This is a genomic window from Kitasatospora sp. NPDC056446 (genome assembly GCF_042796115.1).
Classification (GTDB): Bacteria; Actinomycetota; Actinomycetes; order Streptomycetales; family Streptomycetaceae; genus Kitasatospora.
Genome location: NZ_JBHTRF010000159.1, coordinates 1 through 4,222 on the forward strand (window position 1 = coordinate 1; position 4,222 = coordinate 4,222).

General features: G+C 72.5%; 4 protein-coding genes and 1 pseudogene. 2 read left to right on the forward strand and 3 right to left on the reverse strand.

From position 1 onward, the window contains the following. Positions 1-107 precede the first annotated feature (107 nt). The 3 genes from ACFQ6N_RS40050 to ACFQ6N_RS40060 all read right to left on the reverse strand — a co-directional run bounded on the left by ACFQ6N_RS40050 (position 108) and on the right by ACFQ6N_RS40060 (position 3,206). Entirely contained in the window at positions 108-1,490 is a 1,383-nt protein-coding gene (locus tag ACFQ6N_RS40050) for a TolB family protein (RefSeq protein WP_380659092.1), read from the reverse strand. Between the two features lie 201 nt (positions 1,491-1,691). Next, a complete protein-coding gene (locus ACFQ6N_RS40055) occupies positions 1,692-2,462 on the reverse strand; it encodes a lysophospholipid acyltransferase family protein (protein WP_380659093.1) in 771 nt (256 codons plus the stop codon). Positions 2,463-2,780: 318 nt separating this feature from the next. Further along, positions 2,781-3,206 (reverse strand): DUF4395 domain-containing protein, encoded by a 426-nt coding sequence (locus ACFQ6N_RS40060; protein ID WP_380659094.1) that lies wholly within the window; start codon positions 3,204-3,206, stop codon positions 2,781-2,783. A gap of 218 nt (positions 3,207-3,424) precedes the next feature. Between ACFQ6N_RS40060 and ACFQ6N_RS40065 the strand changes: the two genes are divergently transcribed. Together ACFQ6N_RS40065 and ACFQ6N_RS40070 are read left to right on the forward strand one after the other, a co-directional pair. After that, entirely contained in the window at positions 3,425-3,838 is a 414-nt protein-coding gene (locus ACFQ6N_RS40065) for a TlpA family protein disulfide reductase (RefSeq protein ID WP_380659095.1), read from the forward strand. Between the two features lie 288 nt (positions 3,839-4,126). Continuing rightward, positions 4,127-4,222 (forward strand): annotated as a pseudogene (locus tag ACFQ6N_RS40070) (electron transfer flavoprotein subunit beta); the annotation flags it as partial.

Consider the following 4,222-nt stretch of genomic DNA (forward strand, 5'->3'; position numbering starts at 1 on the left):
CAGGGGGGACCCTGTGGGAGAGTAGGACGCCGCCGAACAATCATTCAGAAAAACCCCCATCCGGTATCCGGATGGGGGTTTTTCGCATTTCCGGGAGGACTGTCGGCTTACTCCTCCTCGTCTGCCGGATCCTCCGTCCGCGGTTGCCCCTGGGCCTGGGCGGGCGGCTGGACCTCGGGCTGGGCAGCCTGGGCCGGCGCCGACGGAGTGTCCGTAGCGGCCGGGGACGACGGAGTCGAAGAAGCCGAAGAAGCCGATGGAGCTGAAGGAGCCGACGGCGCCGCGGAAGGCTCCGTCGCGGCCGACGCTTCCGCCGTTCCCCAGGCCGGGCGGTTGAGCCACCGGTCGGCGTTGTTGGTGAGGCGAGCGACGCCGCTGCCGTCCGGCCGCATGCTGTACAGATCGGCGCCGGCGCCGGCGGGCGCCTGGGCGAAGACGATGGACGTCCCGTCGGGCGCGTAGGCGGCGGCGCCGTAGTAGGCGTCAGAGGGGGCGGGGGTCAGGGCGCCGATGGCGGTGCCGTCGGGGTGGACGGTGTAGATGCCGCCGCCGGGGGCGTTGTCGGCGCCGGCCGGGTAGGTGGTGAAGAGGATGCGGGTGCCGTCGGGGGACCAGTCGGCACGGTCCCCGGCGCGTAGTTCCCACGGGGTGAGCTGGTGGAGTCCGGTTCCGTCCGCGCTGACGACGTAGATGGCGCGGCTGTTGGCGGGCTGCCCGCTGGCGCTGGTGCGGTACTCGAAGGTGAGCTGCTTGCCGTCGGGGGACCAGCTCGGGTTGCTGACCGAGCCGGAGTAGGGCTTGTCGTTGGTGAGGAAGGTGAGCCGCTGGACGCTGGTGCCGTCGGGGCTCATCAGGTAGAGGTCGGAGTACTGGGTCTGGCTGTTGCCGGCCGGGTCCAGCGGACCCCAGGAGCGGCTGAAGGCGAGCTGCTTGCCGTCGGGGGAGAAGGCGGGGGCGCGCTCGTCCTCGTTGGCGCAGTCGGCGCTGCCGCCTCCGCCGTCGCAGAGCTGGCTGATCTGGTGGGCGGCCTCGCCGGTGGCGGCGACCGTCCAGAGCCGGGCGGTGCCGGTGGTCGCGTCGGTGCGGTCGAAGGCGATGCTGGTGCCGTCGGGGGACCAGTCCGGGCGGTCGTCGCGGGTGCGGTCCGGGGGCTGGGTGAGCTGGTGCGGGCCGCTGCCGTCGGGGGAGAGGGCGACGATGACGCTGGTGCTGCGGGAGGAGTCGGTGTAGGCCCGGCTGACGATCAGTCCGTTGTGCGCGCTGGAGGCGCCGGGGGCCGCTGCCCCGATCACTCCCGGGGTCGCGGCGGGTGTCGGCTCGGGGGTGGCGGTGGGGGACTCCGGCCGGATCTCCGAGAGCGGGATGTCTCCGGGTTCGGCCCCGCAGCCGGCGAGCAGGGCGGCCAGAAGCAGAAGGCCCGCACCGGCGCTTGCGCGGGTGCGGGCCCTGCTCGTGGATGATTTCCGTGTACCGCCGGTGATCCGTGTCATCTTCGTCTCCACCTTGCCGACCGCTCGACGTGCGGCCCCCGTCGCCGATTCAGGACGAAGGCACCTGAAAGGAGCTGTCACTGTGTCAGACGGGGGGTGCCGTCGGTCGGGCGACACGCGACGGATCGCGTTGCCTCGATCGCACGGCGTAGCGGGTGCGGAGGGGCGCGGAGTGGACGGGGAGCGGCGGGGCGGAGGAGGTCAGCCTCGGGCGGCGCGGCGCTCGGCCTTGGCGAGGGCCTCCGCCTCGTCCTCGGCCTCGGCGACCTCCAGGGTCGGCGCGGTGCCGCCGAGGTGGGTGGGCAGCCACCAGGTGTCGTCCGGGCCGGAAGCCTTGCCGGGGTACTCGCGCTGGGCCTGGTCGAGCATCTCGCCCATGGCGGCGCGGAGCCGTCTGGTGACCATGACGGGCTTGTCGTTCGGCCCGAGGTGAATCGGTTCGCCGATCATGATGGTGACCGGGACGTGGCGCTTGGTCAGGGTCTTCGGACGGCCCTTGGTCCAGAGCTGCTGGGTGCCCCAGAGGACGACGGGCAGCAGCGGGGTGCCGGAGTCGGCGGCCATCCGGGCGGCGCCGGTCTTGAACTTCTTCAGCATGAAGGAGCGGCTGATCGTCGCCTCGGGGAACACCCCGACGACCTCGCCGGCCTTGAGGGCGCGCACGGCGGCCTCGTACGCGGGCTGGCCGTCGGTGCGGTCCACCGGGATGTGCTTCATGCCGCGCATCAGCGGGCCGGAGATCCGGTGCTTGAAGACGTCGTCCTTGGCCATGAAACGGGTCTTGCGCTTCCCGCCGCGGTAGGCGCCGAGGCCGGCGAAGAGAAAGTCCAGGTAGCTGATGTGATTGCTGACCAGTACCGCTCCCCCCCTGGCGGGGATGTGTTCGGCGCCCACGATCTTGATCCGCACGTCGAGCGCGCGGAAGGCGGTGAGTGCGGCGCTGATCACCGGCGGGTACACGAACTCTGCCACGGTCAGTCCTGACTTCCACGGGCCGGGGCCCGGTTCGGCGGGTACTCGCGACGTTGTGCGGGCGGCGCCGACCGGAGCGCGGCACTCCGCGGCGGTCACGGGTGATACACGGAGATGATCCCCCGAACGAGTGCCTGCTGTCACCTGAGCCGGGCGGTCAAGCCATTTTTCCCGGTGTGATCTCCGTGATGAATTCCAGCGGGAACTTTTCCGTTCCCCGGCTCCGGGGTTGCCGTCCGGAGGCGGCTCCGTGTTTCCGTCCGGAGAGGAGTCGGGAGGCGGGCCCGGCGGTGGTGGCGGTACCGGCCGTGACGGGTCTCAGGTGCCGGCGGTGAGGCGGCCCTGGGCGCGCCGGACGACCGGGTAGAGCTCGCAGCCGACGCAGTAGCCGAAGGCGGCGTTGAGGAAGGCGGCGGCGAGGGCGACCGAGGTGGCCAGCAGGCCGAGCCAGGTCACCCCGGTCACGTACCCGAGGGCGCCGATCGTGGCGAACACGGTGAGGATGCCCTGGCCGAAGCGCAGTGGGCGCTCGTCCTCGGTCTCGGACGGCGGGGAGAGGCGGGGGAGGAGCAGGACCCGGAAGAGCCAGTCGTACGGGGAGATCCGTAAGCCGCCGAACGCGCCGAGGGCGAAGACGAGTGCCTGGCCGGCCAGGAGGAGGCTGCTGCCGGTGAGGAGGACGACGATCAGGACGGCCGAGGTGAGCGCGGCGGAGAAGCGGGGACCGCGGGGGTCGGTCTGCACGGGGGCTCCGGGGGGTCGCGACGGGCGGCAGCGGCGGAAGGCGGCGACGGGGGCGTCAGCGAGGGTGGGAGGCAGTGGCCCGGCCCGGGTCGATGAGGAGTTGAGAGGTCGGCAACGGCGGTGAGGAGCGCTCGGAGTCCACCGGCCGATCGTACGCGGCAGGCCCCCGGCGGTCGACCGTCTTTCGGGGCCCGGTGGCGACAGCGCAGACTGGGGGGATGACCGGGCTGGTGGTGTGCGTTGGCGTGCTGGCGGTGGCGACCACGTTCGGGCTGATGAGAGCAGGGTGCGACGGGAGGATGAGGGTGCGGGCCAAGGACGGGGCGGTACGGCTGTCGGAGGCGGAGCTGGGCGGGCCGCTCGGCGCGCGGGCGACGCTGGTGCAGTTCTCGACGGTCTTCTGCCAGCCCTGCCGGGCCACCCGGCGGGTGCTCGCCGAGGTGGCGGGGATGGTCGACGGGGTCGAGCACGTCGAGGTGGACGCCGAGGCGCGGCTGGAGCTGGTCCGGCGGTTGGAGGTCCGGCGGACCCCGACCGTCCTGGTGCTGGACGCCGACGGCCGGGTGGTGCGTCGGGCCGCGGGGCAGCCGCGCCGGGCGGACGTGATCGCGGCGCTCGGCCGGGCGCTCTGAGGAGCCCTTCCGCCGGGGCGGCCGCGCCCGTGGGGGGCATCACACCTCGGTTGGTCCGCCCCGCGGGGTGGAGTCGGTGCCCGGCTGGGGCAGGATGGGCGCAGGCGGCGGGTGCGAGCCCCCGGCGTAAGCTACTGGCCAGTAGTGACCACTGGACTACCGGCGAGTATGCTGCCAGGAAGTTCCGGACCGGCACGGGAATTCGCTGCCCGGAGCGGTTGCGTCCCGTGTGCGCAGCCGCTTGCACCGCCGCAGCCGCCGGACGAGACCAGTACAGGAGACAAGGCCGTGAGCTTGAGGATCGTCGTCTGTGTGAAGTACGTGCCGGACGCGACGGGTGACCGTCGTTTCGGGGACGACCACACCACCGACCGGGAGGGCGTG